Genomic DNA, 4113 nt, shown 5'->3' with positions numbered 1-4113 from the left:
GTGGAGGTGGTCAAGAAAGGCAGCGGCGAAGCCACCGAAGAAAAGACCACCATCCTGGCCGCTATTCCACACGGAACACACGTGGAAGAAAAACAAGAGGGAGGACAGCGCGGATTCACATGGCGAGACGAGCAGGGCGAACACCGCGTGGTGGTGCCCACCAGTGCCCAAGTGGAGTTGCGGCGGGCTCCCGACATCACCCAGGATTCCATCTGGGCGGAGGGTGAACATCTTACCGTGGTGGCCTCTCCGCGCGAGCAGTTACAACGACTGAGCCTGCGAACCCAGCGTGCCGCTGCAATCGTTCCTGCAGGCAAGGCTGCCGGCTGACGCCTCCGTGAGCTTGTCCACAGGGCGTCCCCGCCCTAACATAATGTCGGGCCTGGGAAGAAACCAGGAACGTCTTGGAGCGGAGGTGCGGCCATGAATGCAGAAGTCTTGTCCCGGGAAGAGTGGGAACTCATTCTCGAATTGCTGGAGCGTGAAGAGGCCGATCTCCACTGCGAAATCCGCCACGCCCGATTCTACGACGTGAGGGAACTCCTCAAACAAAAGAAGGACATGATCGGGCGGTTGATCGAGCGGATTCGCAACCTGGTCTCCGAGCCTGCGGCAAGTTCCGCATGAGATGATCCGTCCGCGCTTTGGCAAAGACCACAGAGATGGCAGGGACGCAATTCGTTGGCGGGGGCAATACATGAATTGCCTCTTCTGTCGGGTCCCTTCGGGTCGAATCCCGCGGCCACGCGAGCCCGTGTGGACTTCCGCGCCCCCTCGGCCGAGTAAAAGCGGGAACGTCTAGGCTGCATAAGTTGGGGAAGGCCCAACAGGCAGATAGTACTGCCACGCGCTGGAAGTGTCCGGAATACACACTCGGCCAGATGCAGGCTGGGTGTGTCTCTTCAAAGGATGCGCGCGTCGTGCAAAATTCCGAGGATTCCCTTCCGGATCATCATCACGGCAATTGAGGCCATCAGCAGGGAAGCGATCTTGGACATTGTGCGTACACCGTCCCGCCCGAGAAATTTTTCAATCCTGGCCGCGACCGAGAACAGTGCCGCAGCCAAAACCACGTTCGCCAGCGCAGCAGAGAGGGCCGGTAGCTTTCCATACTGGTTGGCGAGGAGGAGTACGGTCGTCAATACGGCCGGTCCCACAGTGAGAGGCACCCCCAGCGGAACAGCCCCCAGAGATTCGGTATCCAGATGCGGTCGCCCTTTATCTGTGGCGAAGAGGTCGTTCATGGCCACGATAAAGAGCATGGTTCCGCCCGCCACCATGAAATCGGCTATCGAAATGCCCAGGAATTGGAGGAGAACCTGCCCGACGACGACAAACGCAATGACGACAGAGCTTGCCGTGAGAACCATCTGCCATAGCACGCGCTGTTTCACGGTGGGAGTTAAACCCTCCGTCAGACTTAAAAACAGGGGCAGTAGCCCCACCGCGTCCACTGCGGCAAACAGGGGGACGAAACAGAGGGCGAATCGATACAGGAAGTCGGTGATCTCACTGAACATGGGCGTCCCAATTTACCTGGCGGGTGGTGTCAGTCGGCTTCGGGGCAGGGTCAGTTCGTAGATCACGTCGCCCGTTTCGCTGAACAATCGAAACGTCACTTCGGGATCAGGTTTGCTCGTATCGAACTCGAACTCGCTGAACGCGTATTCGCCGGAAATTCCGTAAAGTTGCGTTGTCCAGTTCGGTTGGCGGACGGGCGGTCCACTGCGACCTCCCAGGCTGGCGCCTTCAAACTCGTAAAACTGGAACCCGTTGGGTCGCGGGATGGTGAATCCGCGAGCTCCATGCCGATCACCGGAAATCAGCAAAACCCCGCCAATGCGGTTCTCTTCAATAAAGCGGAAAATTTCTTCCCGCCCCTCTGGATCGAAAACCCCCCAGGAATCTTTTCCATTCGAGACGTAATCGCTCCACATCGTCCCGCAGGAAAGAATCACAAATGGTCCCTTGGCGGCAAGCAACTGTTCCTTGAGCCAGGCCATCTGCTCGTTCCCCAAAAAATTGCCCTTTTCGCGGAAGAAGCGGTTATCGGTCATGATGATGTCGCAGGGCCCCATCCGCGTACTCAGGAAGATCCCTCCCCGGCCCAGGCCATAAGCGGGATTGTTCCAGCACTGACGGAACACCTCCCAAACGCCCTGCCGATCCGCTTCGGAAAAGCCTTTCGGCACGCCCCATTTATCGTTATTGAAGTAGTCGTGATCATCCCAGGTAACGTAAACCGGAATCTCGGCGACCAACTGCTGCCATGCTGGCGTCAGGTCACGAACCAGATAATCCAAACGATGCATGCCAAGGTGGTTATCCCGATCCTGAGCCGCGGTATCCCCAATCAGCAGGAGGGCTGCCGGCTGTCGACGGCGAATCTGGGCGATCAACTGGGGATTGCCCAGTCCCCAGCGGTGCATGCAACTTCCGAAGGCGATCCGCAGGTGTTTCGCACCCTCCGGAAGCGTTCGGATCACCGCGTTTTCAGGAATTTTTGCGGCTTTCCCGTTGATGAGGACGCGGTAGGGCAGAACCCGCCCTCGTGGTAGGCGCGTCACTGGCACCACCGCAGTGAAATCCGTTTCCCGCGTCGACGCCACCGGGCCGAACCGTCGAGGCTCGCCGTCCACCTGCACTTCCACAATGACCTCAGCGGGTCCCAGAGTGCGAACCCAAACGCGGACTCCGTCGGAACTCACACAACCCAGCATGGGGCCACCAAGGTGAGTCAAGCCTGCCTCTCGGCAAAGACGTTGAAACTCCGGCTGGTCCACAAGATCGGCCACCGTACCTCGCGGACGTTGCTGAAGAAATTCATAAGCGAATCTGATCACCTCCTGCTTTTCGCGAGGCTGCTGGCCCCACAGATTGTAGATCTCGAGGGTTGTCGCCAGATCGCCCCGGCTCAGTCGCTGATGTTCCGGTTTCTCCTGCGACTGTGCCGGCAAACCAATGGTGCAAATGAGCATGGCGGCTGCTATCGGTGATACGCGAAACAATTTCACACGCAACATGCAGGCATCTCCCCCAACTCGTCACATACCCATTAGAGGCGTCTCGACCCAACGTTCACAGCCTTGCCGTAGTATATCAGCCAGTGGACAATGATGACTCATTCCCGGTTTTTTTTATCCGAAAAGAAAACCTGGCGGAATTTAGCAACACCCTGAGATCTGGCTGGTGTCACTCGCCGCGGTCTTCATCAACGGGTTTGCCTGACGTGACGTCCACCGGCGCAACCGCCGTGTGCTGTGAACAGCCCGTGATTCCCCTGCCCAATTTGATTCGGTACCAATCTGACAAAAACGTTGTAAAAATGAAAAAAAGTAAGACAGAGCGTTCAGTTTGCACATTCAGTGATTTCCTGCCATGAGGTGTTCGACAATCAGCTTGGAAAAATGCCTCTTCCTGGGAGTTCTGGGGAGCTGGTTGCTGGGTACGAACCTACACGGCGCGGGTGTCGGGCGTCAAATGGAAGCCCTCGACCGCGGGTGTGTTGCGATCGATCGCGGCGACCAGACCGTCATGATCAGCTGGCGACTGCTGGCGAACGATCCCGAGGACATCGGCTTTTATGTTGACCGGCTGGATTCCACGGGGATTTGGCACAGGCTTACTCCCTCTCCTTTGCGAACGATCACCCATTATGTCGACTCCGATCGCACGGCGACATTTCCCCGATTCTATCGCGTGACAGCCGTGGTGGACAGCCGCGAGCTTGAGCCGGCAACCATTGTCAAGGTCGAATTGGGGCAAAAGTACCTGGTGATCCCGCTTCAAACGTTGCCGGGCCACACTCCGAATGACGCGTCCGTCGGGGACCTCGACGGCGACGGTAGATATGAAATTGTCGTCAAGCAGGAAATGCGTCCTCGAGACAATTCACAGCGCGGACCGACCGGAGAAACAAAACTAGAGGCCTATACCCTGGATGGAAAATTCCTGTGGCGAATCAACCTTGGTCCGAATATCCGTGAAGGCGCACATTACACCCCCTTTATCGTTTATGATCTGGACGGCGACGGGCGTGCGGAAGTTGTTTGCCGAACCACCGACGGCACCGTGGACGGAGTGGGGCATGTGATCGGGTCTCCTACCGCCCGC

At 57.6% G+C, this 4113-nt stretch carries 4 protein-coding genes and 1 pseudogene; 3 read left to right on the top strand and 2 right to left on the bottom strand.

Annotated elements, in window-relative coordinates; genetic code table 11:
• Together H5U08_RS11730 and H5U08_RS11725 are read left to right on the top strand one after the other, a co-directional pair.
• Positions 1 to 330 (top strand): hypothetical protein (locus tag H5U08_RS11730; RefSeq protein WP_297033217.1); only part of this gene is annotated, 330 nt, incomplete at its 5' end.
• Positions 331 to 423: 93 nt separating this feature from the next.
• The gene (locus H5U08_RS11725) at positions 424 to 627 is read left to right on the top strand and encodes a hypothetical protein (RefSeq protein ID WP_297033216.1); all 204 of its coding nucleotides are present in this window, start codon (positions 424 to 426) and stop codon (positions 625 to 627) included.
• Between the two features lie 275 nt (positions 628 to 902).
• Here H5U08_RS11725 and H5U08_RS11720 read toward each other — a convergent pair whose 3' ends face one another.
• Positions 903 to 1520 carry a MarC family protein gene (locus H5U08_RS11720; RefSeq protein WP_297033214.1) on the bottom strand — a complete coding sequence of 206 codons (618 nt, stop codon included), beginning with the start codon at positions 1518 to 1520 and terminating at the stop codon, positions 903 to 905.
• Between the two features lie 12 nt (positions 1521 to 1532).
• Positions 1533 to 3023: an alkaline phosphatase D family protein gene (locus H5U08_RS11715; RefSeq protein ID WP_297033212.1), complete on the bottom strand. Its 1491-nt coding sequence runs from the start codon at positions 3021 to 3023 to the stop codon at positions 1533 to 1535.
• A gap of 355 nt (positions 3024 to 3378) precedes the next feature.
• Here H5U08_RS11715 and H5U08_RS11710 point away from each other — a divergent pair.
• Positions 3379 to 4113 (top strand): annotated as a pseudogene (locus H5U08_RS11710) (rhamnogalacturonan lyase); the annotation flags it as partial.

The organism is Thermogutta sp. (genome assembly GCF_014359955.1).
Lineage (GTDB): Bacteria > Planctomycetota > Planctomycetia > Pirellulales > Thermoguttaceae > Thermogutta.
This window is presented reverse-complemented; position numbering and strand designations above follow the sequence as displayed.